The sequence below is a fragment of the Jannaschia marina genome (assembly GCF_013404595.1).
Taxonomy (GTDB): Bacteria; Pseudomonadota; Alphaproteobacteria; order Rhodobacterales; family Rhodobacteraceae; genus Jannaschia; species Jannaschia marina.
In genome coordinates, this window is sequence record NZ_JABVAX010000003.1 from 222,510 (window position 1) to 245,289 (window position 22,780).

A 22,780-nucleotide genomic window follows, 5' to 3' on the forward strand; every position below is an offset into this window, starting at 1 on the left:
CGATGACAGATCGCCTCAAGGGCAAGCGCGCCCTCATCACCGCCGCCGGGCAGGGCATCGGACGGGCCACCGCCGAGATGTTCATCGCCGAGGGGGCCGAGGTCTTCGCGACCGATGTGAATGCCGATCTGCTGTCGGGTCTCGACTGCGAGACCTACGTGCTCGACGCCCGCGACGACGCCAGCGTCCTCGACGGTGTGGGCCGGGCGCAGCCCGATGTCCTCTTCAACTGCGCGGGCTTCGTCCACCACGGCAACGCGCTCGACGCGAGCGATGCCGACTGGGACATGGGCTTCGACCTCAACGTCAAATCCATGTTCCGCACGATCCGCGCCGCGCTGCCCATCATGCTGGCGAAGGGCGGCGGGTCGATCGTCAACATGTCCTCGGCCTGCTCCTCGGTCATCGGCGCGCCCAACCGCTTCGTCTACGGCACGACCAAGGCCGCGGTGATCGGCCTGACGAAATCGGTCGCCGTCGACTACATCAAGCAGGGCATCCGCTGTAACGCGATCTGCCCCGGCACCGTCGAGTCGCCCTCCTGGCACGACCGGGTGAAGACCCTCGGTCAGCAGCTCGGCAGCGAGGAGGAGGCCATGAAGCAATTCGTCGCCCGCCAGCCCATGGGCCGCGTCGCGACCGCCACCGAGATCGCCGCGCTCGTCACCTACCTCGCCTCGGACGAGAGCGCCTTCACCACCGGCCATCCGCACATCATCGATGGCGGCTGGTCGGGGCAGTGACCGGGGCCCGGATTTTGTACAAAACGTTCAAACCGGGGTCCGAAGTCTGTACGAAATGTCAAAAAGTGAGCCCGACGCCATGACCAAGCTCCGCTCCCGCCTGTGGTTCAACAATCCCGACAACCGCGAGATGACCGCGCTCTACCTTGAGCGCTACCTGAACTACGGCATTACCCGCGAGGAATTGCAGGGCGACAAGCCGATCATCGCCATCGCCCAGACCGGTAGCGACCTAAGCCCCTGTAATCGCCACCACATCGAGCTCGCCAAGCGCGTGCGGGACGGCATCATCGCCGCGGGCGGCGTGCCGCTCGAAGTGCCCGTGCACCCCATTCAGGAGACTGGCAAACGCCCCACGGCCTCGCTCGACCGCAACCTCGCCTATCTCTCGCTCACCGAAACGCTCAACGGCTATCCTCTTGACGGCGTTGTGCTAATGATCGGCTGCGACAAGACCACACCCGCCCTTTTGATGGCGGCCGCGACGGTCAACATACCGGCCATCGCCCTCTCGGTCGGGCCGATGCTGAACGGGTGGTTCAAGGGCGAGCGCACCGGGTCGGGCACCATCGTCTGGAAGGCGCGTGAGATGCACGCCGCGGGCGAGATCGACGATGCTGGTTTCATGGAAATCGTCGCGTCTTCAACGCCTTCCGTCGGGTATTGCAACACGATGGGCACGGCCACGACGATGAATTCGCTGGCCGAAGCCCTGGGCATGCAACTCCCCGGAAGTGCCGCGATCCCGGCTCCCTACCGGCAGCGCGGCCACATCAGCTACGAGACCGGCAAGCGCATCGTCGAGATGGTGCACGAGGATCTGAAGCCCTCGGACATCATGACCCGTGCGGCCTTCGAGAACGCGATCGTCGTCAACTCCGCCATCGGCGGATCCACCAACGCCCCGATCCACCTCAACGGCGTCGCGCGGCACATGGGCGTGGCGCTCGACAACGACGACTGGCAGGCGCTCGGCCATGACATCCCGCTCCTGACGAACCTGCAGCCGGCCGGTAAGTATCTGGGCGAAGACTATTTCCATGCCGGCGGGGTGCCTGCCGTCACCGGTCAGTTGATCGCCGCGGGGATGCTGCCGCACCCGGACGCGATGACGGCCAATGGCAAGACGGTCGCCGAGAACTGCGACGGCCTGCAGAGCCAATTGCCCGACGTGATCAAGCCGATCGACGCACCGATGCTCGAGGCGGCCGGTTTCCTCAACCTCAAAGGCAACCTCTTCGACAGCGCGATCATGAAGACCTCGGTCATCTCCAAGGAATTCCGCGACCGCTACCTGTCGAACCCCGATGACCCCGAGGCCTTCGAGGGCCGCGCGATCGTCTTCGACGGGCCGGAGGATTTCCACGCGAAGATCGACGATGAAGCCATTGATATCGATGAGAACTGCATCCTCATCATGCGCGGTGCGGGACCCATCGGCTATCCCGGCGCGGCCGAGGTCGTGAACATGCGGCCGCCGGCGTACCTGCTGAAGAAGGGCATCCACGCGCTGCCCTGCATCGGCGACGGGCGGCAGTCGGGCACCTCGGGCAGCCCGTCGATCCTGAACGCATCGCCCGAGGCGGCGGCGGGCGGGGGCTTGGCGCTCGTGGCCACGGGCGATCGCGTCCGCATCGACCTGCGCAAGGGCACCGCCGATATGATCGTCGACGAGGCCACGCTGGCCGAACGGCGCGCCGCGCTGCCGCCGCGCCCCTTCACCCCCGAGAGCGAGACCCCCTGGCAGGAGATCTTCCGCGATCGGATTGGCCCGCTCTCGGAGGGCATGGTCCTGCGCGGGGCGGATGTTTATCGCGCCACGGCGCAAAAGGGCGTGCCGCGCGACAATCACTGATAAAACAAAATTTTGCGTGACTATCTTCACGCGATCCGACAAGGGAGATCATGAATGAAACTCTGCCGCTTCGGCGAACCCGGGGCCGAGAAGCCCGGCCTCATCGACCACAACGGTGATCTGCGCGACCTCTCCGAAGAGGTGGCCGACATCGCCCACGAGGCGCTGACGGACATGTCGCTCGAGATCCTCTCGAAGGTCGATGCCATGCAGCTTCCGAAAGTCGACGGCCCCGTCCGCTTCGGCCCCTGCGTTGCGGGGATCGGCAAGTTCCTCTGCATCGGGCTCAACTACTCCGACCACGCGGCCGAGACCGGGGCGGACATCCCCGAGCATCCGATCCTCTTCCACAAGGCGACGTCCGCCGTCGTCGGCCCGAACGACGACGTCGTCCTGCCGCGCAATTCGACCCACGGCGACTGGGAGGTCGAACTGGGCGTGGTGATCGGCAAGCCCTGCAAATACGTCACGCCCGAGGAGGCGCTCGACTACGTGGCGGGCTATTGCGTGGTCAACGACATCTCCGAGCGGCACTTCCAGACACAGCTGACCGGGCAGTGGACGAAGGGCAAATCCTGCGACACCTTCGGGCCGATCGGCCCCTGGCTCGTGACCCGCGACGAGGTCGGCGACCCGCAGAGCCTCGACATGTATTGCGACGTGAACGGCAAGCGGATGCAGACGGGGAATACCTCGACCATGATCTTCACCGTGGCCGAGTGCATCAGCCACCTGAGCCAGCTGATGACGCTGCATCCGGGCGACGTGATCTCCACCGGTACGCCCCCGGGCGTCGGCATGGGGATCAAGCCGGAGCCGGTCTACCTGAAGGCGGGCGACGTCATGGAGCTCGGCATCGAGAAACTCGGATCGCAGCGGCAGGAGGTGCGGCAGGATGTCTAAGACGAAACTTCTGCAGATCGGCGACATCACCGACCGGATGCGCGACGCGCTCTCGGGCGACTTCGAGATCGACGTGCTCTTCGATCAGGACGACCGCGCCGCGTTCCTCGCCGCGAAGGGCGCGGATTATCCCGCCGTGTTGACCAATGGCCACTGGGGCGTGCCCGACGACGTGGCCGCCGCGACACCCAACCTCAAGGTCGTGTCGTCCTACGGCGTGGGCTATGACGCCATCGACGCCGATGCCTATGCCGCACGGGGTATCAAGGTCGCGCATACGCCCGACGTGCTGAACGACGAGGTGGCGGATACCTTCGTGATGCTCTGGCTCGCGGTCTCGCGCGAGTTGATCCCGTCCGACCGCCATGCGCGGTCGGGCAAGTGGGAGAGCGAAGGCAACTACCCGCTGACCCGCTCGGTGCAGAACCGGCGCGTCGGTATCCTGGGGCTGGGGCGCATCGGCCAGACGATTGCCGAGCGGTGCAAGGCCTTCGGGGCCGACATCCACTACCACTCCCGCTCGCCCAAGGACGTGCCCTACACCTACCACGCGACGGCCCGCGATTGCGCCGCGGCTGTCGAGGTGCTGGTCGCGATCACGCCGGGCGGGGCCTCGACCAAGCACATGGTGAATGCCGAGGTGCTGGAGGCGCTCGGGCCGGATGGCTTCTTCATCAACGTGGCGCGCGGTTCTGTCTGCGACGAGGCCGCGCTCGTCGCGGCGCTGGAGCAGGGCAAGATCGCGGGGGCAGGCCTAGACGTCTTCGAGGAGGAGCCGAAGATCCCCGACGCGCTCAAGTCGATGGACAACGTCGTGCTGACACCGCATGTCGCCTCGGGCACCCATGAGACGCGGCAGGCGATGGGCGACCTCGTGGTCGAGAACCTGCGGCAGTGGTTGAAGGACGGAAGCGTCAAGACACCGGTGCCCGAGTGCCGGCACCTGTGATCACGGAGGTTGCGGCGCGTCTCTTCGACGTGCCGCTCGACGAGGTGCTGGTCGACGCCAAGCATGGCGCGCACACGCATTTCCAGCTCGTCACCTGCACCGTCACGACATCCGACGGGGTGGAGGGCACGGGCTATACCTACACCGGCGGCAAGGGCGGCACGGCGATCCTCGCCATGATCCGCGACGACCTGGCGCCGATGCTGACTGGGCAGGCGGCGGAGCCCGAGGCGCTCCACGACGCGATGCAGTGGCATGTCCACTACGTCGCGCGGGGCGGCATCGCCGCCTTCGCGATCTCGGCGGTGGACATCGCGCTCTGGGACGTGCGCGGCAAGGTGACGGGGCGGAGCCTCGTAGAGATGGCCGGGGGCGCGTCCGACCGCTGCGGGGCCTATTGCGGCGGCATCGACCTCGGGTTCGACCTGCCGAAACTGCTCGCCTCCGTCGAAGGCTACCTCGACCGCGGCTTCCACGGTGTGAAGATCAAGGTCGGCCGCGACGACGATCAGGCCCGCGCCGCCGCCGTGCGCAAGCTGATTGGCGACGACGTGGCCTTCATGGTCGACGCGAACTACGCGCTGAGCGAGGCGCAGGCGATCGAAGCGGCCCGGGGCTTCATGGATCAGGGCATCCTCTGGTTCGAGGAGCCGATCATCCCCGACGACTACGCGGGCTATGGCCGGATCGCCGCGGCGACCGGCTGCCCGCTCGCCATGGGAGAGAACCTGCACACGGAGCACGAATTCGGCTATGCGCTGGCGCAGTCGAAGCTCAGCTACCTGCAACCGGACGCGAGCAACTGCGGCGGCATCACCGGATGGCTGCGCGTGGCCGGGATGTGCCGCGCGGCGGGCCTGCCGGTCTGCTCGCACGGGATGCAGGAGTTGCATGTCTCGCTCGTCTCCGCGCAGCCGAATGCCGGGCTGATCGAGGTCCACAGCTTTCCCATCGACCGCTACACGACGCGGCCCCTCGTTGTTGAAGACGCGAAGGCCGTCGCCCCGTCGGAGCCCGGCACCGGCGTCACCTTCGACTGGGACAGGCTCGCCCCCTTCGCCCGCGCCTGATCCCATCTTCCTGCGACAAATACTCCGGGGAGCGCGAGGGGCTGGCCCCTCGCTCGCTCAGCCTGCGCGTGGCATCGCTCCGATGCGCGCGGCCAGATGCGCGATCCGGTCCGTGACGTCCGACCGCACCGCGCCTTCGCGCGGCGTGTCGCGGATCGTGGTGAACCAGTGCCCGGGCGGGTTCTTCCCCCGCGAGTTGCCCTCGAACGTGAGCCCGCGCAGCACCGCCTCGGCGGCGGGCGGCAACCGCTCGGGGATCTCCCGTCCCGCGAGCACGGCCCAGGCACCCGACCAGAGGCGACCCACGGACCAGGGGTTGTAGCCACCCCCGCCCAGCAGGAGGAAGCGTGGCGCAAGCGGCAAAAGGGCCGCGAGCGTGTCGAAATGTGCGTTGTTCGAGAGGGTAAGCCGGGACAGCGGGTCCTCCTCCACCGCGTCGGCCCCGCACTGCAAGACGATGGCATCGGGCGCGAAACGCTCGACTGCCGGCAAGATAAGGCCGTCACGGACCCGCGCAAACTCGCTGTCGTTGAGCCCGCGCGGCAGCGGCAGGTTGAACGTCTGCCCGATCCCGCGATCCCCGAGCGCGCCGGTGAAGGGCCAGCGCCGTTCCTCGTGCGTCGAGACGAGAAGCATGTCCGGGTCGTCCGCGAAGGCGTGTTCGACCCCGTCCATGTGATGCGCGTCGATGTCGACATAGGCGATGCGCTGCACGCCGTTGCGGCGCAGCGACAGGAGCGCGAGCACCGCGTCGTTCAGGTAGCAGAAGCCGTTGGCGCGGTCGGGCATCCCGTGGTGCGTGCCGCCGCCGGGGCTGTGGATGCGGCCACCGTCGCGCAGGAGTTCCCCGGCCAGGAGCGAGGCCCCCGCGCCGGTCGCGGGCCGGCGGTACATCTCCGGGAAGACGGGGTTGGCATTGGTGCCGAGCCCGTGGCGGGCGCGCGTCGCGTCGTCGACGGTGCCCTCGGCTTCGGCGGCCTGCAGGGCCGCGACATAGTCCGGCGTGTGCCAGATCGTCAGCGCCGCGGGCTTGGCGCGGGGCGAGCTGCGGAAGCGCTCGGGCGGCAGCCAGCCCATCGCACGCGTCAGGTCCAGCACGGTCGAGACGCGGGGCACGCGCAACGGGTGCCAGCTTCCGTAGGAGGAGCCGCGGTAGATCTCCGAGCCGAGGAGGAGGGGCGTCATTCCGGCAGGACGGCCTCGATCGCGCGGATCATGCGCGGCGACTGGGGCCGCGTCCCCGCGCCCTCGAAGGCGACGAGCCGGCCCTCTGGGTCGAGGAGCGCCTTGTTGAAGTTCCAGCGCGGCGTGACGCCATGTTCGGTCGCAAGCCAGCGGTAGAAATCATGCGCGCCGTCGCCCGTCACCGGCGTGATCGTGGTGAGCGGGATCGTCAGCCCGTAGTTCACCTCGCAGAACTCGGCCACTTCGTCCTCCGAGCCGAGCTCCTGCCGGAAATCGTCGGAGGGCACTCCGATCACGATGAGGCCCCGGTTGCCGTAGGTTTCGTGCAGCGCCTGAAGGCCCGCGTATTGGTCCGTGAAGCCGCAGAGCGAGGCCGTGTTGACGACGAGAACCGCCTCGCCGCGCAAGGCGTCGAGGTCGATCGTCCCGCCTTCGAGGGCGTCGAATTCGAAGGCCGCGGCGGGGCCGGTCAGGAGCAGGAAGGCAAGCAGACTGCGCATGTCGGGATGGTAGCCGGCCTCCGCCGGCCTTCAAGGCGCTCCGCTTGCGCAGGGGGCAAAAGCGCCTAGATTGGGCGGGTCAGGAAGGCAGGGTGCGATGATCCGCTACGCATTGAAATGCAAGGAAGGCCACGGCTTCGAAAGCTGGTTCCAGTCGGCCGCGGCCTTCGAGGGGCTGGCCGGTCGCGGGCTTCTGAGCTGTGCCGTCTGCGGCTCGGCCGAGGTGGAGAAGGCGCTCATGGCCCCGAAGGTCGCGGTGCAGTCGAAGCCGCCGGCGAAACCGCTCTCGGCTCCCGCGAACCCGGTCGAGGCGCGTCTGGCGGCCCTGCGCCAAAAGGTCGAGCGCGATGCGACCTATGTGGGCGGCAAGTTCGCCGAGGAGGCCCGGCGGATCCACGACGCTCAGGAGGAGACGCCGATCTATGGGGAGGCCAATGCCCAGCAGGTGAAGGGCCTGCTGGAGGATGGAGTCCCGATCGCGCCATTGCCCTTCGTGCCGAAGTCGAAGGCCAACTGATGCGCGCGCTCGTCACCGGGGCGTCGCGCGGGATCGGGGCCGCGCTTCTGACCGAGGGGCGCGAACGGGGGCACGAGATGATCGGCACGACCCGGACCGGGGAGCCGCCGCATCTCGACGTGGCCGATCCGGAGGCGCAGGCGCGGCTGGCCGCGGAGACCCGCACCCTCGACCTGCTCGTCTGCAACGCGGGCGTCTTCGTCGATAAGGAAAAGACCCTCGAGACGCTGACCGCCGACGACCTGAACGCGACCTTCGAGACCAACGTGACCGGTGTGTTCCTGACGGTGCAGGCGCAGCTGCGAAACCTCGCGGCCGGCACGCGCATCGCCATCATCGCCTCCCAGATGGGCTTGCAGGAGATCGCGACCGGCGACAGCTTCGCCTACCGCGCCTCCAAGGCCGCGGCGATCAACCTCGGGCGGACGCTGGCCGAGGCGCTGCGCGGACGCGAGGTTGCCGTGGGCATCTATCATCCCGGCTGGGTCCAGACCGACATGGGGGGCGCGACGGCTGCGGTGACCGTTGGGGCCTCCGCCCGCGGCCTCTGGGATCGGTTCGAGGCGCTCGACATGGAACGGACCGGTCGGTTCGAGACCTACGATGGCCGCCCGCATCCGTTCTGAACTGACGCGACGGGGCCTTCTGGGGGCGGCGCTGGCGCTGGCCGCCCCGACGCTCGTGCGCGCGGCAGAGCCCCCGCTCGTCTTCGCGGCGGCGAGTTTGAAACCTGCGATAGACGACGTGATCGCGGGCAGTTCGGTGCGCGTCTCCTACGGCGGCAGCGGTGCCATCGCGCGGCAGCTGGCCGAGGGGGGCCCGGCGGATGTGGTCGTCCTCGCGGCGACCGACTGGATGGATTGGATTGGCGGGCGCGGTCTCCTGCGGGGAACGCCCCGGGTGGTGGCGCGCAACGGTCTTGTGCTCGGCGCCGCGCCAGACGTCGGGAGAGTCGCGCTTTCGGCGGAGGGGATCACGGATGTGCTTGGCTCCGGACGGCTTGCCATGGGCGACCCGATGTCGGTGCCCGCGGGGCGCTACGCGCAGCAGGCGTTCGAAACGCTGGGCCTCTGGCCCACGGTGGCCGAGCGCCTGATCCTGACGGAGAACGTGCGCGCGGCATTGGCCTACGTGGCGCGGGGCGACGTGCCCCTTGCCGCGGTCTACCGCTCGGATGCGTCTGGTGCGGGGGTCTCGGTCGCGGCCGGGTTCCCGGCGGCGAGCCATGCGCCCATCGTCTATCCGGGGGCCGTCGTGTCGGACCATCCGGAGGCCGCTCCGTTTCTCGATCGGCTCGCCGGGGCCGGAGAGATCTTCGCGGCGCACGGGTTCGCACCGTGATCCGACTGCCGCCCGAGGCCTGGGAGGCGCTCCTGCTGTCGCTGAAGGTCTCGGCTACGGCGACGCTTCTGTCGCTGCCGCTCGCGCTCTGGGTCGCGCATCTCCTGGCGCGGGGGCGATTTCGCGGGCGGGGGCTGCTCGATGCGCTTGTGCATCTGCCGCTCGTGCTGCCCCCGGTCGTGACGGGCTACGCGCTGCTTCTCCTGTTTTCGCGTGCCGGGCCGATCGGTGGCGTATTGGAGCCGCTTGGCTTCGGCCTCGCTTTCCGCTGGACGGGGGCGGCGCTCGCGGCGGGGATCATGGGCTTTCCGCTGATGGTGCGTGCGATCCGGCAGGCGATCGAGGCGGTCGATCCGAAGCTCGAGGAGGCGGCGGCCACGCTCGGGGCGGCACCGGTGCGGGTGTGGGCAACGGTCACGCTGCCGCTCGCCGCGCCCGGTGTGCTGGCCGGGGTCACGCTCGGCTTCGCAAAGGCCTTCGGGGAGTTCGGCGCGACGATCACCTTCGTCGCCTCCATCCCCGGCGAGACGCGCACGCTGCCCGCGGCGATCTATGCCTTCCTCCAGGTACCCGACGGGGACGCGGCCTTGCGTGGCCTCGTCCTGATCGCGGTGGCGGTGGCGGTCGGGGCGGTGCTTGCGTCGAACTGGCTCGCCCCCCGGATCGCCGCGCGAGTGGCGGGGCGCTGATGCTGGAGGTCGCGGTCACACGCCGGGCGGGGGACTTCACCCTCGACGTGACGCTTGCGGCGGCGTCGGGTGTTACGGCGGTCTTCGGGCCGTCGGGCGCGGGCAAGACGACGCTTGCCCGATGCCTCGCGGGGCTCGCGCGGCCCGACGCGGGGCGCATCGTACTCGACGGCAAGGTCCTCTTCGACGGGCGGACGAACCTCGCGCCCCATCGCCGGGAGATCGGCTACGTGTTCCAGGAACCACGGCTCTTTCCGCATCTCGACGTCGAGCGGAACCTGCTCTACGGCGCGCCGCGCGGGGCCGATCCGTCGGACGTGGCGGAGATGCTGGGAATTGCTCCCCTGCTGGCGCGCCGGCCCGGCGGGCTGTCCGGAGGGGAGGCGGCTCGCGTCGCCATCGGCCGCGCGCTCCTGCGCCGGCCGAAGCTTCTGATCCTCGACGAGCCGCTCGCCGCGCTCGACCTGCGGCGGCGGCACGTCGTGCTGCCCTGGCTCGAACGGCTGCGGGGGGCGGGGATTCCGATGCTCTACATCTCGCACGCGATCGAAGAGGTCGCGCGCCTGGCCGATACGCTGGTCCTCCTGAAAGACGGCCGGGTTGGCCATGCGGGCCCCGTGGCCGACATCCTCGCCGATCCCCTCGTGGCCGCGGACCTCGGGCCCGAGCAGGCTGGGGCGCTGCTCGAAGGGCCGGTCGCGCCCGGACAGGACGGTCTCGTGACGGTGCGCACCGCGGTCGGCGCGATGCAGGTCGCCGGCGTGCCGGAGGGCGCGCGCCACGCGCGGCTGCGGGTGCGGGCGGAGGACGTGATCGTGGCGACGGAAATGCCCCGGGGACTTTCGGCGCTCAATGTCCTGCCGGTGCGGATCGCGGCGATGCAGGACGAGCATGGGCCGGGCGTGATGTTGCGGCTCGAGGCAGGCCGAGGCGCGCTGCTGGCGCGCGTCACCCGCCGTTCCTGCGCGGCGCTCGGGCTTGCCGTCGGGCGCGATGTCTGGGCAGTGGTGAAGACGAGCGGTGTCGCGCGGGCGGATGTCGGCACCGCACCCTGAGGCACCGTCGGATCAAGTGAGCTGCGCAAGCTTCCGGTCGAGTTGATCCTGCAGATCGCGCCGCTCCTCGGGGGTGAGGAAGGCTCCGATCTCGACGCGGCGGGGCCCGCCCTCGAGCGTCAGATAGTCGACGATCCGGTCCACCTTGTCGTGGCGGCGGACGCGGACCCAGTAGGGGTTGGCTGCCCAGTCGAGGACCGTGCCGTCCGGCTGCTGCCGGGTCAGCGTGACCGTCTCGGGCGTCATGGAGAGGGTCTCGAGAATGTCGCGGTCACGCCAGCTGCGGTTGAGCGACCACCAGAGCGCCGCGACCGAAACCATGGCGAAGGGCAGGATGCCCCAGAGTGCCGAGGTGCCCAGAAGGGCGATGAGCGGCAGCATCGCCATCAGGAAGGTGCCCGCGATGACCCAGACGAAGGCGGTGCCCGTCAGGCTCTGGTGGGGCCAGAGCTCCACCTGATAGAGAAAGGCCCCGGGCGTTGCCGGGGCCTCCTCGTTGTCGATGACAACCCGGAAGGGCATCAGTGATGCGGCTGCTTGTCCCACATGTCGCGGGTCGGCAGCTGCTCGAAGGTGTGCTCCGGCGGCGGGTTGGGCAGCGTCCACTCGAGGGTGTCGGCATGCTCGCCCCAGTAGGCCTTATCCTCGACCTTCCGTCCGGCGAAGATCGTGTAGAACACCACGCCGATGAAGAAGAGGAAGGAGGCGAAGCTGAGGAATGCACCCCAGGACGACACCGCGTTCCAGAGCGCGAAGGCATCCGGGTAGTCGATGTAGCGACGCGGCATGCCCTGACGGCCCAGGAAGTGCTGGGGGAAGAACGTCAGGTTGGCTCCGATGAAGAACGCCCAGAAGTGCAGCTGACCCGCCCACTCCGGATATTGCCGCCCGCTCATCTTGCCGATCCAGTAGTAGATGCCGGCGAAGATGCCGAAGACGGCCCCGAGCGACATCACGTAATGGAAGTGCGCCACGACGTAGTAGGTGTCGTGATAGGCGCGGTCGATGCCGGCCTGGCTCAGCACGATGCCGGTCACGCCGCCGATGGTGAAGAGGAAGATGAAGCCGATGGAGAAGAGCATCGGCGTCTTGAAGGTGATCGAGCCACCCCACATCGTCGCGATCCACGAGAAGATCTTAACGCCCGTGGGCACCGCGATGATCATCGTGGCGACCATGAAGTAGGCCTGCTGCGTCAGCGACATGCCCACCGTGTACATGTGGTGCGCCCAGACGACGAAGCCCAGACCACCGATGGCGACCATGGCGTAGACCATCGGCAGGTAGCCGAAGATCGGCTTCCTGGAGAACGTGCTCACCACATGGCTGACGATGCCGAAGGCGGGCAGGATCACGATGTAGACCTCGGGGTGACCGAAGAACCACAGGATGTGCTGATAGAGCACCGGATCGCCGCCGCCGGCCGGGTCGAAGAAGGTTGTCCCGAAGTTGCGGTCGGTCAGCAGCATGGTGATCGCGCCGGCCAGCACGGGCAGGGCCAGGAGGATCAGCCAGGCGGTCACGAAGATCGACCAGGCGAAGAGCGGCACCTTGTGCAGCGTCATGCCGGGCGCGCGCATGTTCAGGAAGGTCGTGATGATGTTGATCGCGCCAAGGATCGAGGACGCACCCGAGACGTGGACCGCGAAGATCGCGATGTCGGTCGAATAGCCCGCTTCTGTGGTCGAGAGCGGCGGATAGAGCACCCAGCCGATACCCGACCCGTTCTGTCCGTTGCCGCCGGGCACGAACACCGACAGAACGGCGAGCGAGGTGCCCGCGACGAAGAGCCAGAAGCTGAGGTTGTTGAGGCGCGGAAAGGCCATGTCCGGCGCGCCGATGTGCAGCGGCATGAAGTAGTTGCCGAAGCCGCCGAAGAGCGCGGGGATGACCACGAAGAACATCATCAGGATGCCGTGGCCGGTGATGAGAACGTTCCAGAGGTGACCGTTCGGGGTACATTCGCCGGCGGCCGCGGCCGTCATGCGCGCACCCTCGAGGCACATGTACTGTACGCCCGGATCCATCAGCTCCATGCGCATGTAGACGGTGAAGGCCACCGAGATGAAGCCCGCCAGTCCCGAAACCAGCAGGTAGAGGATCCCGATGTCCTTATGGTTGGTGGACATGAACCAGCGCGTGAAGAAGCCCGGCTTCTCGTGCGCATCATGTCCGGTGTGTGCAGCGTCGGCCATGCGGTCGCTCCCCGTGACGTAAAATAGATACCGCGGCGCGATGGAGTCACCGCGCCGTTAGGTTGGCGTTCTAGACAGGGTGGTCGCGCACGGCAACGGCACAAGGGGTCGCACGGGGCGGGAAAATTGCCGCAGTCCGCAGTTTTCGGCCCAAAGACGTGGAAAGCGCGCGTTCAGTCGGGGAAATGCCTTGCGAACGTGCGCTTGAGCGCGGCGTCGAGGTCGCCCATCGTGACCGGAAGGCCGAGGTCGACCAGCGAGGTGACACCGTGGCCGCGGATGCCGCAGGGGACGATTCCCTCGAAATGGCCCAGATCTGGTTCCACGTTGATCGACAGGCCGTGAAAGCTGATCCAGCGGGACAGACGGATCCCGATCGCGGCGATCTTGTCCTCGCGCATCGACCCGTCGGGCAGGGGCGGTTTCCCGGGGCGCTCGATCCAGACGCCGACACGGCCCTCGCGGATGTGACCGGTCAGCCCGAACTCGGCCAGCGCGTCGATGACCCAGGCTTCGAGCGCCGCCACGAAGGCGCGCACGTCGCGGCCGCGCGCGGCGACATCGAGCATGCAATAGGCCACGCGCTGCCCCGGCCCATGGTAGGTGTATTGCCCCCCGCGGCGCGCCTCGTAGACGGGGAAGCGGTCGGGGTCGGTCAGATCCTCGACCCTGGCGGAGGTGCCGGCGGTGTAGAGCGGTGGATGCTCCAGAAGCCAGATCGCCTCGTTCGCCGTGCCGGCCTGCATCGCCTTCACCCGCGCTTCCATCTGCGCGAGCGCCTCGGGGTAGGGCACGGGGGCGTCGGAGGTGATCCAGTCGGGCTGCATGGGCCGCTTCTGGCCCGCGGGTCGCGGGGTGTCAAAGGGCGCGGCGCAGGGGGGCTTCGGGGCTGACGCCGGGGCGGGTGCAAAAACCGGTGGCGATCTGCAAGAAAGCCCTTTTCATTGCCGCGGGACGCGGCTATCCCGCCCCCACCTGTCGAGGGCGTCACGCGGTCGTGGCGGAATTGGTAGACGCGCAGCGTTGAGGTCGCTGTGGGGTAACACCCGTGGAAGTTCGAGTCTTCTCGACCGCACCACGCCCTTCCGGGATCAAGATCGCCGCCTTCGGGCGGCGTTTTTGCTTTTATCGCGGACGGTTTGCGGGCTGCGCCTCTCAGGCCGGCCGGGTGCCCAGCTTGCGCCAGCCGGGGCGCGTGTCGGTCAGCTTGATCTCGCCGTGCCGCTCCGACCCCTGACGCAGGCAGGCCTCGCGCAGAACCTCGATCCCGGCGTTCGCGTCCTTCGGCAGGGCCGCGCCGTCGAGCGGCCGACCGAAGCTCAGGTGATAGGGCTGGACGTCCTTGTTGAGCGTCTCGTGGAAGAGCGTGATGTCCCGCAGCGTCGGATGAAGCGCGTCGAAGGCGTAGAACATCGCCGAGTTGCGCGCCCGGATATGGAGCGGGATGACCGGCAGCTTGAACTTGCGCGCGATCATGGCGGCCGAGGCCATCCAGGGCCGCTCGTGCAGGCGCAGGCCGCGCCGCTTGGCCAGCCGGCCCGAGGGAAAGATGACGCCGAGCCGACCCGCGTCGAGCGCCGTGCGTGTCAGCTGCATCGTCTCGCGCGTCTTGGCGACCGTGCGCCTGTCCTCGCGCCATTCGACCGGGACGATGATGTCGGAGAATTGCGGCAGCACGCGCAGGATGTCGCTGTTGGCATAGTAGAAGGCATCCGAGCGGCGCGCGCGCAGCTGATCGTGCAGGATGATTCCGTCGGCGATGCCGGTCGGGTGGTTCGCCACGATGAGGGCCGGCCCATCGGTGGGCACGTTTTCGAGCCCCGTTGCCGTGACGCGCCGCGCGATCCGGCGCGCGAGGTCGGCCATGATCTCGGGGACGGTCAGGTCGACGTAGTGGGTGCCGATCTCGACCGAGCGTTCGTAGGCCAGCAGACGGTCGAGCACGACGCGCGCGGACCGTGCGGTGAGCGTCGGCTCGAACAACCACGGTGCGCGTTCCGCGATCAGAGGGTCGAGACGGTCGCGCATGGCGCTTCCCCAGAGTTCGATGTGTCAGCACCGAAAGCCGGCACTGCCCAGTCTCTCGCCAGATAGCGGTGGAATGTGACTATTTCCACAGCGATCTGAGATCGGGCGACGAACGCGCGCCTCACCGCCCGCCCGAGACGGGCGGCGGCGAAACTGACGTTGACGATCGCACCACCGGGCCCACGTGCCGCGCCGCCTGTCTGGCGACGGGCATTCGCGCGGTCCGGTCGATGGCCACCATCCGGGCGACGCCGGCGGCTCATGGCGCAAGCATCCGGTTCACCATCTCCGACAGATCGCGGCTCAGACTCTCCGTCCCGGCGATCCGTTCGAGCTCGGCGCGCATCAGCGCCTGCCGGTCGGCATCGTAGCGCGTCCAGCCGTCGAAGGCGGTCGACATCCGTGCCGTCATCTGCGGGTTCGACGGGTCGAGGAAGAGAAGCCAGTTGGCAAGGAAGGTGTAGCCGACGCCGCTCGGGTCGTGAAAGCCCGCGGGGTTGCCTGCGGTCAGCCCGGCGATCAGGGCGCGGAAGCGGTTCGGGTTCGAGGGGTCGAAGTCCTTGTGCCGGGTCAGGCGGTCGGCGAGACCCACGGCATCGCGCGGGGCTGCGTGGGCGACCTGCGCCATGAACCACTTGTCCATCACGAGGCGGTCATGCTGCCAGTCGGTCTCGAACCGGTGCGCGACCGTCTCGTCGCCCACGTCGAGCAGGCAGGAGAAAGCGGCCATGCGGTCGGTCATGTTGTCGGCCATGTCGTAGGCGAGACCCGCCGCCGCGCCCCCGTCGAGATAGGTCTGCAACCCGAGAAGCCGGCCGCCGAGGCTGCGCTTGCCGGCGTCGGTCGCGTTCGGATCGTAGGCACCCGGGGTCGCCATGGCCTCGCGCAGCGGGGTGAGGTCGTCGCGCAGGGTCTCGGCGATGACGAGGGTCGCGGCCCGGCGGATCGCGTAGATGCGGTCCGGGTCGGGCACCACGCCCGCGGTGTGCAGCGACTGCGCCAGATCGTCCTGCGACGGCAGGGCGAGGGCGAGGGCGCGGAAGGCCGGATCGGCCCCGGCGTCGGTGGCGAGGGTGGCCAGGGCACCGAGCCAGGCGTCGTCGAACCCCGCATCCTCGGTGATCGCCCGCATGAGCCGGTCCTTCGCAAGAGCGCGCCCCGCCTCCCACCGGTTGAAGGGATCGGTGTCGTGGGCGAGGAGCGTCAGCTTGTCGGCGTCGGTCTGGGCCATCTCGAGGATCACCGGGGCGGAGAAGCCGCGCAGGATCGAGAGCACGGGCTTCTCCGGCAGGTCGAAGGTCAGGCTATCGCTGGCCTTGGTCAGCGCGTGCACCTCGGTGCCCCGTACCTCGCGCCCCGCCGTGTCGAGCAGACCAAGGGCGAGGGGGATCACCATCGGGGCCTTGTCGCTCTGGCCGGGCGTGTCGGGGACGATCTGCCTGAGGTCGATGCGGTAGATGCCGTCGGCGAAATGCTCGGTCACTTCGACGCGCGGCGTGCCGGCCTGCGCGTACCAGAGCTTGAACTGCGCGAGATCCTGCCCGGTCGCATCCTCGAAACAGGCCAGCCAGTCCTCGATGGTGCAGGCCTGCCCGTCGTGGCGCTCGAAGTAGAGCGCGCAGCCCTTCGCATAGCCCTCCGCGCCGACGAGCGTGCGCAGCATGCCGATCACCTCCGCGCCCTTCTCATAGATCGTGGCGGTGTAGAAATTGTTGATCTCCACGAAGCTCTCGGGCCGGACGGGATGGGCGAGCGGCCCCGCGTCCTCCCGGAACTGCCGCGCCCGCAGATTGAGCACGTCGCCGATCCGCTGCGTGGCGAAGCCGCGCGCGTCCTGGCTGAACTGCTGGTCGCGGAAGACGGTCAGCCCCTCCTTCAGGCAAAGCTGGAACCAGTCGCGGCAGGTGATCCGGTTGCCCGTCCAGTTGTGGAAGTACTCATGCGCGACGATGCGCTCGATGTTGGCGAAATCCGCGTCGGTGGCCGTCTCGGGGGAGGCCAGCACGTATTTCGAATTGAAGATGTTGAGCCCCTTGTTCTCCATCGCGCCCATGTTGAAGTCGTCGACCGCGACGATGTTGAAGACCGAAAGGTCATAGGCGCGACCGTAAACCTCCTCGTCCCAGGCCATGGAGCGCTTGAGACTGTCCATGGCGTAGGCCGTCCGGCTCTCGTCGCCCGGGCGCACCCAGACGTTGAGCGCGACTTCGCGCCCCTCCATCGTCGTGAAGGTGCCGGGCGTCGCGACGAGGTCGCCTGCCACCATCGCGAAGAGATACGTGGGCTTCGGCCAGGGGTCGTGCCATTTGCCGCGTGCCACCTCGTCGCCGTTCGACAGAAGGACCGGAAGGTCGGCCTCGATCTCCACGTCGTAGGTCGCCATCACGTCGGGCCGGTCGAGCATGTAGGTGATGCGGCGAAAGCCCTCGGCTTCGCATTGGGTGCAATACATCCCGTTCGACATGTAGAGGCCCGAGAGCGCCTTGTTCTTCTGCGGCGCGATCTCGACCTCGGTCTCCAGGATAAAGGCGTCGGGCGCGTCGTGCAGCGTGAGCGTCGTCCCGGTCAGGGTGTAACGGTCATCGGGCAGGGGGCTGCCGTCGAGGGCGATGGACTTCAGCGTCATCATCTCGCCGTCGAGCACCATCTCGCCCGCGCCGCGGCGCTCGCAGGTCAGCTTGGCGCGCACCCGCGTCGCCAGTGGGTCGAGCCGCAGGTTGAGCGAGACATGGGTCACCGTAACGGGGACGGGGGCATAGTCCTTGAGGTAGATGGTTTCGGTCTGCTCGGGGGTGGCGTCGCGCATCGGGGTCTCCTTTGGCGGCCAAGCTAGGACTGGTCCGCCCACGCCGCCAGCCTAATTGCGGCCCGAGGAGAGGCGATGGCGAAGATGCGACGCAAGGGCGATCTGCCCACCAAGACTTGCGCGACCTGCGGCAAGCCCTTCGCCTGGCGCAGGAAGTGGGCCAAGGTCTGGGACGAGGTGCGCTATTGCTCCGACCGGTGCCGCGCGCAGAAAAACTTGCGTGAAGGCGGTAAGATTTCTTGACCAATTTTTGTTGCCGATAGGAAACCCGTGCCTTACATCGGGGTCAAACGCCCCAGGAGGACCAGATGACCCGCACCGAAAGACATGGACTTCAGGTCTCCGACGATCTCGTCGCCTTTATCGAGGAGAAGGCGCTCGACGGCCTCGACGTCACGGCCGACGCGTTCTGGAAGGGGTTCTCGGCGCTCGTCCATGACCTCGCGCCGCGCAACGCGGAACTGCTGGCCAAGCGGGCGGAGATCCAGGGCAAGATCGACGACTGGCACAAGGATCACGCCGGCAAGCCCCATGACGCGACGGCCTACCGCACCTTCCTCGAAGAGATCGGCTATCTCGTGCCGGAGGGGGATGATTTCGAGATCGACACCGCCAACGTCGACCCCGAGATCGCCGCGGTGCCCGGGCCGCAGCTCGTGGTGCCGATCACCAACGCGCGTTACGCGCTCAACGCCGCCAACGCGCGCTGGGGCAGTCTCTACGATGCGCTCTATGGCACGGATGCCTTGGGCGATCTGCCCGAGGGCAAGGGCTACGATGCCGAACGTGGCAAACGGGTGATCGCCTGGGGCAAGGATTTCCTCGATCGTTCGATGCCGCTGACGACCGGCAGCTGGTCGGACGTGACCGACCTCGACGCCGACGACAGCGGGCTAACGCTCACCGGCGCGGGCGAGCTGACGGACAGCACGGCCTACGGTGGCTGGGTCAAGGACGGTGCCACACTCCGCGTCCTTCTGCGCAACAACGGCCTCGGCATCGTGCTCGTCATCGACCGCGCGGGAGCGATCGGGGCGAGAGACCCGATGGGACTCGACGCGATCCACCTCGAATCCGCCCTCTCTGCGATCATGGATTGCGAGGACTCGGTCGCCTGCGTCGATGCCGCGGACAAGATCGTCGCCTATTCCAACTGGCTCGGGCTCATGCGGGGCGACCTCGAGGAGGCGGTGTCGAAGGGGGGGACGACCTTCACGCGGAAGCTGAACCCGGACATGGAGTTCAACGGGCCGGGCGGCCTCGTGACCTGCAAGGGCCGGGCGCTCATGCTCATCCGCAATGTCGGCCACCTGATGACGAACCCCGCGATCCGCCTGAAGGATGGCAGCGAGATCCCCGAGGGCCTGATGGATGCGGCGATCACCACGCTGATCGCCATGCATGACCTTGCCCGCGACGGCGGCAATTCGACCGAGGGCAGCGTCTACGTCGTGAAGCCCAAGATGCATGGGCCCGAGGAAGTCGCCTTCGCCGACGAGATCTTCACGCGCGTCGAGACGATGCTGGGCCTGCCCGCGAACACCGTGAAGCTCGGCATCATGGACGAGGAGCGTCGGACGTCCGCCAACCTCAAGGAGTGCATCCGCGCCGCGAAGTCGCGCGTGGCCTTCATCAACACCGGCTTCCTCGACCGCACCGGCGACGAGATCCATACCAGCATGGAAGCCGGGCCGATGCTGCCGAAAGGCGAGATGAAGGCGACGCCCTGGATCAACGCCTACGAGGACCGGAACGTCGATATCGGGCTTGCCTGCGGTCTCAAGGGGCGGGCGCAGATCGGCAAGGGCATGTGGGCCATGCCCGACCGGATGCAGGCGATGCTGGAACAGAAGATCGGGCATCCGAAGTCCGGGGCGACCTGCGCCTGGGTGCCGTCGCCCACCGCCGCCACCCTCCACGCGACGCATTACCACGCGGTCGACGTGCTGGCCCGGCAGGACGAATTGGCGGCGGGCGGCGCGCGCGGGACGCTCGAAGACCTGCTGACCATCCCCGTCATGGAGGGGCGCAACCTTTCGGACGATGAAGTCACGGCGGAGATCGAGAACAACGCGCAGGGCATCCTCGGCTACGTCGTCCGCTGGGTCGATGCGGGTGTGGGGTGCTCCAAGGTGCCCGACATCAACGACGTGGGCCTCATGGAGGATCGCGCGACCTGTCGCATCTCCTCGCAGGCGCTGGCCAACTGGCTCCACCACGGCGTTGTCAGCCGCGAGCAGGTCGAAGCCGGGCTGCGCAAGATGGCCGCGAAAGTCGACGCGCAAAACGCCGGCGACGCGACCTATCGTCCCATGGCTCCCGATTTCGACGGCATCGCCTACAAGGCCGCACAAGACCTCATCTACAAGGGCCGGGAGCAGCCTTCGGGCTATACCGAGCCGGTGCTTCACCGCCGCCGGCTCGAGCTCAAGGCAAGTTGAACATTGAATTGCAAGGAATTGAAAAATGGCAGAGATTACCCTGCGTCGCGCGCGTCAGATCATCCGGGGAACCCTGGCCCGGGGCCGCGAGATGGAGCTCAAGCCGCTCTCCGTCGTCGTTCTCGATTCGGGCGGCCACGTGCGGGCCTTCGAGCGTGAGGACGGAGCCGCCCCGGGCCGCTTCGCGATTGCCCATGGCAAGGCCTATGGTGCCATCATGCTCGGCATGGCGGGCAAGGCGCAGATGGAACGTGCCGAGAGCCAGGCCTATTTCATGGAAGCCGTGAACGGCGTTTTCGGCGGAAACGTCGTTCCGGTGCCGGGCGGGCTGCTTCTGCGGGATGCAAGGGATCGCGTGGTGGGTGCGGTCGGCGTGACCGGGGATACCTCGGACAATGACGCCGAGGCCGGCATGGCGGGGATCGTGGCCGCGAAGCTGACCGGCGAAGCCTGATCGCATGTGCATCGGCGCATGGCGCGCCCTGCGACGCCGGGGGTAGGCACATTCCCCCGGTCCGCGTATCTATGCGCCATGCGGAGTTGTACCATGCGCCCGATCGTCGGCATCATTTCGAACCATTACCTCATCAACGACCAGTATCCGGCCCATGCGAACGGCGCGATGAACACCGACGCCGTCTCGCAGGTCTCCGGTGCGTTGCCGCTGACGTTTCCGGCCGATCCAGCCGTGCTCGAGGTCGGGGAGCTGCTCGAGACCTTCGACGGCTTTCTCTTCACGGGGGGGCGGCCGAACGTGCACCCCGAGGAATACGGCGAGACCGAGACGGAGGCACACGGCGAGTTCGATCGCAACCGCGACCGCGTGGCCCTGCCTCTGATCCGCGCGGCGGTGGAGCGCGGCCAGCCGATCCTCGGGATCTGCCGCGGGTTTCAGGAGGTTGCCGTCGCCTTCGGCTCCACGCTCCACCCCGAGATCCGGGACCTGCCGGGTCGCGACAACCATAGGATGCCGCCCGATGGCACGCTCGAGGAGAAATTCGCCTTGCGCCATCCTGTCCGCTTTACACCCGAAGGCCCCTTCGCCCGCCTGATGGGGGCGGATACGGTGCGGACGAACACGTTGCACGGTCAGGGAATCCTCGATGCCGGCCCGCGGGTGCGCGTCGACGGATGGGCACCCGATGACACGCCCGAGGCGATCTGGATCGATGGTGCGCCGGGCTTCGCGCTCGCTGTGCAATGGCACCCCGAATACAATGCGGCAGACGATCCGGTGTCCCGCCCGCTCTTCGAAGCCTTCGGCGACGCCTGTCGCGCGTGGCGCGAGGGACGCGGCGACGCACGTCTGCGGCGCGTGGGCTAGACTAGAACCCGTAGAGCGCCGCGGGGTTGTCGACGAGCACAGCGCGCCGCGTCGCCTCGTCCGGGCAGGCCGCATCCAGCAGATCGAGCGCCGCGCCCGACGGAATGCGGTCGGCTCCGCCGAGCATGATCTGCGGCCAGTCCGACCCCCAGAGGCAGCGCGTCGGGTTCGCGGCCAGCGCTGCCGCCATCAGCGGCTCGAGCGCGGCATAGGGCGGGCTGTCGATGCGGTAGGGGGCGGAGAGCTTCAGCCAGACGTCGCCCGCCTCCATGAGCCGCAGCAGCGCCTCGAAACCGGGATCGTTCCGGCCCCGCGCGACGTCGGGCCAGGCCATATGGTCGAGCACCACCGGGACAGGCAAGGCGGCGATGCGGGGCGCGAGGTCTTCCATGTGCTGATCGGCTCGCAGGAGCATCTGCACATGCAGCCCCCTGTCGGCGAGCCGCGGGGCCATGGCTTCGACCCCCTCCCAGCTCAGGACGCCGCCGTGGACGTAGTTGAGACGCACACCGACGAGGCCCGTCTCCACTAACGCGTCGAGGTCGGCGTCGGTGGCACCATCGGTGACGAGGCCAATACCCCGCGCGCGGTCGCGCCCGAGCGCGCTAACTGCCCGGGCCGTCAGTCTGTTGTCGGTGCCGTAGAGGATCGACTGCACGACGACGGTGCGCTCGATCCCGAGCGCTTCCATCTGTGCGCGGTAGGCGGCGAGATAGCGCTCGAAGTCCCATCCCTCGGCCGGATCCTCGACGCGACCGGGCCAGAGCGGCCCGTCTCCGGGGCCGCCGAGCAGGTGGATATGCGTGTCGCAGCTGCCTTCGGGCGCGCGTCGGCGGGGCGCGGTCGGCGCGTCGGGCGGGGCGGAACGGGGCAGGGTCATGCCGCCACCGCTAGCCTCTTGCCCGGCCTCCGTCCAGCGGGTCCGGGTGCGCGCTCAACTCTCGTTCGGGCCGCGCTTGCTGCGGATCAGCCGTCGGATCATCTCCCAGTTCTCGGCCTCGGTCACGCGCCCGGCGTCCTGCTCCTCCCGCGCCCGCTTGGCCGAGAGCGCCTCCGCCCGGTCGCCGATCATGTCGTAGAGCCGATGCGCCTGCCGCGCGGCTTCGCTGTGCTGTAGCATGTCTCCCTCCTCGGATCGTTGCGAGAGGAGTATAGCATGGATGCCGCCTGTCCGCTCGC

23 protein-coding genes and 1 tRNA gene are annotated in these 22,780 nt (G+C 68.2%); 15 read left to right on the forward strand and 9 right to left on the reverse strand.

The genetic code is table 11. The annotated features are described in order from the left end of the window. The first annotated feature begins 2 nt into the window (after positions 1-2). From HSX43_RS07500 to HSX43_RS07520, 5 genes are all read left to right on the forward strand, one after another. A complete protein-coding gene (locus HSX43_RS07500; protein ID WP_179379486.1) occupies positions 3-743 on the forward strand; it encodes an SDR family oxidoreductase in 741 nt (246 codons plus the stop codon). A 79-nt stretch (positions 744-822) separates the two neighbouring features. After that, entirely contained in the window at positions 823-2,598 is a 1,776-nt protein-coding gene (locus tag HSX43_RS07505; RefSeq protein ID WP_235962558.1) for an IlvD/Edd family dehydratase, read from the forward strand. A 54-nt stretch (positions 2,599-2,652) separates the two neighbouring features. Further along, positions 2,653-3,501, forward strand: coding sequence for a fumarylacetoacetate hydrolase family protein (locus HSX43_RS07510; protein ID WP_179379488.1), 849 nt, complete (start codon positions 2,653-2,655; stop codon positions 3,499-3,501). Next, complete coding sequence (locus tag HSX43_RS07515) at positions 3,494-4,450, forward strand: 2-hydroxyacid dehydrogenase (protein WP_179379489.1); 957 nt, start codon at positions 3,494-3,496, stop codon at positions 4,448-4,450. Before HSX43_RS07510 ends, HSX43_RS07515 begins: the two co-directional genes overlap by 8 nt. Next, on the forward strand, positions 4,435-5,520 hold the full coding sequence (locus HSX43_RS07520) for a mandelate racemase/muconate lactonizing enzyme family protein (protein ID WP_328795178.1): 1,086 nt from the start codon (positions 4,435-4,437) through the stop codon (positions 5,518-5,520). The genes HSX43_RS07515 and HSX43_RS07520 overlap by 16 nt, the downstream gene beginning before the upstream one ends. A 57-nt stretch (positions 5,521-5,577) precedes the next feature. Here the strand turns inward: HSX43_RS07520 and HSX43_RS07525 are convergent, their stop codons facing one another. Continuing rightward, a complete protein-coding gene (locus HSX43_RS07525; RefSeq protein WP_179379490.1) occupies positions 5,578-6,705 on the reverse strand; it encodes an acetoin utilization protein AcuC in 1,128 nt (375 codons plus the stop codon). Next, on the reverse strand, positions 6,702-7,205 hold the full coding sequence (locus HSX43_RS07530; protein ID WP_179379491.1) for a glutathione peroxidase: 504 nt from the start codon (positions 7,203-7,205) through the stop codon (positions 6,702-6,704). The genes HSX43_RS07525 and HSX43_RS07530 overlap by 4 nt, the downstream gene beginning before the upstream one ends. Positions 7,206-7,302: 97 nt before the next feature. On the opposite strand from HSX43_RS07530, the gene HSX43_RS07535 reads away from it, so the two are divergent. Genes HSX43_RS07535 through modC form a run of 5 tightly spaced genes read left to right on the forward strand, consistent with a single transcriptional unit; the run spans position 7,303 to position 10,807 of the window. Continuing rightward, positions 7,303-7,722, forward strand: coding sequence for a DUF1178 family protein (locus tag HSX43_RS07535; protein ID WP_179379492.1), 420 nt, complete (start codon positions 7,303-7,305; stop codon positions 7,720-7,722). Then, positions 7,722-8,348, forward strand: a complete 627-nt coding sequence (locus HSX43_RS07540; RefSeq protein ID WP_179379493.1) for an SDR family NAD(P)-dependent oxidoreductase — start codon at positions 7,722-7,724, stop codon at positions 8,346-8,348. Before HSX43_RS07535 ends, HSX43_RS07540 begins: the two co-directional genes overlap by 1 nt. Beyond that, positions 8,326-9,063 (forward strand): molybdate ABC transporter substrate-binding protein, encoded by a 738-nt coding sequence (modA, locus tag HSX43_RS07545; protein ID WP_179379494.1) that lies wholly within the window; start codon positions 8,326-8,328, stop codon positions 9,061-9,063. Before HSX43_RS07540 ends, modA begins: the two co-directional genes overlap by 23 nt. After that, positions 9,060-9,752, forward strand: a complete 693-nt coding sequence (gene modB, locus HSX43_RS07550) for a molybdate ABC transporter permease subunit (RefSeq protein ID WP_179379495.1) — start codon at positions 9,060-9,062, stop codon at positions 9,750-9,752. Before modA ends, modB begins: the two co-directional genes overlap by 4 nt. After that, complete coding sequence (gene modC, locus HSX43_RS07555) at positions 9,752-10,807, forward strand: molybdenum ABC transporter ATP-binding protein (RefSeq protein ID WP_179379496.1); 1,056 nt, start codon at positions 9,752-9,754, stop codon at positions 10,805-10,807. The genes modB and modC overlap by 1 nt, the downstream gene beginning before the upstream one ends. 12 nt (positions 10,808-10,819) lie before the next feature. On the opposite strand, the gene HSX43_RS07560 is transcribed toward modC, so the two are convergent. The 3 genes from HSX43_RS07560 to lipB all read right to left on the reverse strand — a co-directional run bounded on the left by HSX43_RS07560 (position 10,820) and on the right by lipB (position 13,829). Further along, complete coding sequence (locus HSX43_RS07560) at positions 10,820-11,329, reverse strand: DUF2244 domain-containing protein (RefSeq protein WP_179379497.1); 510 nt, start codon at positions 11,327-11,329, stop codon at positions 10,820-10,822. Continuing rightward, positions 11,329-13,002 carry a cytochrome c oxidase subunit I gene (gene ctaD, locus HSX43_RS07565; RefSeq protein ID WP_179379498.1) on the reverse strand — a complete coding sequence of 558 codons (1,674 nt, stop codon included), beginning with the start codon at positions 13,000-13,002 and terminating at the stop codon, positions 11,329-11,331. Before ctaD ends, HSX43_RS07560 begins: the two co-directional genes overlap by 1 nt. A 173-nt stretch (positions 13,003-13,175) precedes the next feature. Continuing rightward, the gene (gene lipB, locus HSX43_RS07570; RefSeq protein WP_179379499.1) at positions 13,176-13,829 is read right to left on the reverse strand and encodes a lipoyl(octanoyl) transferase LipB; all 654 of its coding nucleotides are present in this window, start codon (positions 13,827-13,829) and stop codon (positions 13,176-13,178) included. Positions 13,830-13,993: 164 nt separating this feature from the next. Between lipB and HSX43_RS07575 the strand changes: the two genes are divergently transcribed. Further along, positions 13,994-14,080 (forward strand) — tRNA-Leu (locus tag HSX43_RS07575). A 77-nt stretch (positions 14,081-14,157) separates the two neighbouring features. Here the strand turns inward: HSX43_RS07575 and HSX43_RS07580 are convergent. After that, positions 14,158-15,030 carry a 1-acyl-sn-glycerol-3-phosphate acyltransferase gene (locus HSX43_RS07580; RefSeq protein WP_179379500.1) on the reverse strand — a complete coding sequence of 291 codons (873 nt, stop codon included), beginning with the start codon at positions 15,028-15,030 and terminating at the stop codon, positions 14,158-14,160. A gap of 259 nt (positions 15,031-15,289) precedes the next feature. Then, entirely contained in the window at positions 15,290-17,836 is a 2,547-nt protein-coding gene (gene pepN, locus HSX43_RS07585) for an aminopeptidase N (protein ID WP_179379501.1), read from the reverse strand. A 75-nt stretch (positions 17,837-17,911) separates the two neighbouring features. On the opposite strand from pepN, the gene HSX43_RS07590 reads away from it, so the two are divergent. From HSX43_RS07590 to HSX43_RS07605, 4 genes are all read left to right on the forward strand, one after another. Continuing rightward, the gene (locus HSX43_RS07590; protein WP_179379502.1) at positions 17,912-18,079 is read left to right on the forward strand and encodes a DUF2256 domain-containing protein; all 168 of its coding nucleotides are present in this window, start codon (positions 17,912-17,914) and stop codon (positions 18,077-18,079) included. 65 nt (positions 18,080-18,144) lie between these two features. After that, positions 18,145-20,277: a malate synthase G gene (locus HSX43_RS07595; RefSeq protein ID WP_179379503.1), complete on the forward strand. Its 2,133-nt coding sequence runs from the start codon at positions 18,145-18,147 to the stop codon at positions 20,275-20,277. Positions 20,278-20,302: 25 nt separating this feature from the next. Beyond that, complete coding sequence (locus HSX43_RS07600; protein ID WP_179379504.1) at positions 20,303-20,731, forward strand: GlcG/HbpS family heme-binding protein; 429 nt, start codon at positions 20,303-20,305, stop codon at positions 20,729-20,731. 93 nt (positions 20,732-20,824) lie between these two features. Further along, positions 20,825-21,601 carry a gamma-glutamyl-gamma-aminobutyrate hydrolase family protein gene (locus HSX43_RS07605; RefSeq protein WP_235962559.1) on the forward strand — a complete coding sequence of 259 codons (777 nt, stop codon included), beginning with the start codon at positions 20,825-20,827 and terminating at the stop codon, positions 21,599-21,601. Between the two features lies 1 nt (position 21,602). Here HSX43_RS07605 and HSX43_RS07610 read toward each other — a convergent pair whose 3' ends face one another. Then, the gene (locus tag HSX43_RS07610) at positions 21,603-22,481 is read right to left on the reverse strand and encodes an amidohydrolase family protein (RefSeq protein WP_179379506.1); all 879 of its coding nucleotides are present in this window, start codon (positions 22,479-22,481) and stop codon (positions 21,603-21,605) included. Positions 22,482-22,535: 54 nt separating this feature from the next. After that, positions 22,536-22,721: a hypothetical protein gene (locus tag HSX43_RS07615; protein ID WP_179379298.1), complete on the reverse strand. Its 186-nt coding sequence runs from the start codon at positions 22,719-22,721 to the stop codon at positions 22,536-22,538. Positions 22,722-22,780: the final 59 nt, after the last annotated feature.

Excerpts from the sequence above, each read along its gene's own strand:
- ctaD (WP_179379498.1), bottom strand. The coding sequence starts at position 13,002 with ATGGCCGACGCTGCACACACCGGACATGATGCGCACGAGAAGCCGGGC.
- HSX43_RS07500 (WP_179379486.1), top strand. The coding sequence starts at position 3 with ATGACAGATCGCCTCAAGGGCAAGCGCGCCCTCATCACCGCCGCCGGG.
- HSX43_RS07525 (WP_179379490.1), bottom strand. The coding sequence starts at position 6,705 with ATGACGCCCCTCCTCCTCGGCTCGGAGATCTACCGCGGCTCCTCCTAC.
- HSX43_RS07510 (WP_179379488.1), top strand. The coding sequence starts at position 2,653 with ATGAAACTCTGCCGCTTCGGCGAACCCGGGGCCGAGAAGCCCGGCCTC.
- HSX43_RS07530 (WP_179379491.1), bottom strand. The coding sequence starts at position 7,205 with ATGCGCAGTCTGCTTGCCTTCCTGCTCCTGACCGGCCCCGCCGCGGCC.
- pepN (WP_179379501.1), bottom strand. The coding sequence starts at position 17,836 with ATGCGCGACGCCACCCCCGAGCAGACCGAAACCATCTACCTCAAGGAC.
- lipB (WP_179379499.1), bottom strand. The coding sequence starts at position 13,829 with ATGCAGCCCGACTGGATCACCTCCGACGCCCCCGTGCCCTACCCCGAG.
- modA (WP_179379494.1), top strand. The coding sequence starts at position 8,326 with ATGGCCGCCCGCATCCGTTCTGAACTGACGCGACGGGGCCTTCTGGGG.
- HSX43_RS07605 (WP_235962559.1), top strand. The coding sequence starts at position 20,825 with ATGCGCCCGATCGTCGGCATCATTTCGAACCATTACCTCATCAACGAC.
- HSX43_RS07580 (WP_179379500.1), bottom strand. The coding sequence starts at position 15,030 with ATGCGCGACCGTCTCGACCCTCTGATCGCGGAACGCGCACCGTGGTTG.
- HSX43_RS07515 (WP_179379489.1), top strand. The coding sequence starts at position 3,494 with ATGTCTAAGACGAAACTTCTGCAGATCGGCGACATCACCGACCGGATG.
- HSX43_RS07615 (WP_179379298.1), bottom strand. The coding sequence starts at position 22,721 with ATGCTACAGCACAGCGAAGCCGCGCGGCAGGCGCATCGGCTCTACGAC.
- HSX43_RS07535 (WP_179379492.1), top strand. The coding sequence starts at position 7,303 with ATGATCCGCTACGCATTGAAATGCAAGGAAGGCCACGGCTTCGAAAGC.
- HSX43_RS07560 (WP_179379497.1), bottom strand. The coding sequence starts at position 11,329 with ATGCCCTTCCGGGTTGTCATCGACAACGAGGAGGCCCCGGCAACGCCC.
- HSX43_RS07590 (WP_179379502.1), top strand. The coding sequence starts at position 17,912 with ATGGCGAAGATGCGACGCAAGGGCGATCTGCCCACCAAGACTTGCGCG.
- HSX43_RS07505 (WP_235962558.1), top strand. The coding sequence starts at position 823 with ATGACCAAGCTCCGCTCCCGCCTGTGGTTCAACAATCCCGACAACCGC.
- HSX43_RS07610 (WP_179379506.1), bottom strand. The coding sequence starts at position 22,481 with ATGACCCTGCCCCGTTCCGCCCCGCCCGACGCGCCGACCGCGCCCCGC.
- HSX43_RS07600 (WP_179379504.1), top strand. The coding sequence starts at position 20,303 with ATGGCAGAGATTACCCTGCGTCGCGCGCGTCAGATCATCCGGGGAACC.
- modC (WP_179379496.1), top strand. The coding sequence starts at position 9,752 with ATGCTGGAGGTCGCGGTCACACGCCGGGCGGGGGACTTCACCCTCGAC.
- HSX43_RS07595 (WP_179379503.1), top strand. The coding sequence starts at position 18,145 with ATGACCCGCACCGAAAGACATGGACTTCAGGTCTCCGACGATCTCGTC.
- HSX43_RS07540 (WP_179379493.1), top strand. The coding sequence starts at position 7,722 with ATGCGCGCGCTCGTCACCGGGGCGTCGCGCGGGATCGGGGCCGCGCTT.